Genomic DNA, 300 nt, shown 5'->3' on the forward strand with positions numbered 1-300 from the left:
AGCAGGCGGCGCGCGCCGTGCGCGGTCACCAGGTGCCGCGCGACCAGGCTTCCCAGTACGCCGGTGGCGCCGGTGATCAGCACGGTGCCGTTCGGATCCGGTGCGGGCGGCAGGGCGAGGACGAACTTGCCCACGTTCCTGCCCTGGCTGAGGGTGCGCAGGGCCTCCGGCGCGCGGCGCAGGTCGCTTACGGTCGGGGGCGGCGGGTGCGCCGCATCGTCCCGCAGCAGGTCGACCACGGTGCGCAGGATCTCGCCGAGTCGCTGCGCGGGGACGTCGCCCAGGTCGAAGGCGGCGTAC

Annotated in this window: 1 protein-coding gene; it reads right to left on the reverse strand. The window is 75.3% G+C overall.

The window, feature by feature from the left end:
- Positions 1-300 (reverse strand): zinc-binding dehydrogenase (locus tag AN216_RS28855; protein WP_170842970.1); only part of this gene is annotated, 300 nt, incomplete at both ends.

It is taken from the genome of Streptomyces oceani, assembly GCF_001751245.1.
In the GTDB taxonomy this organism is placed as follows: Bacteria; Actinomycetota; Actinomycetes; order Streptomycetales; family Streptomycetaceae; genus Streptomyces; species Streptomyces oceani.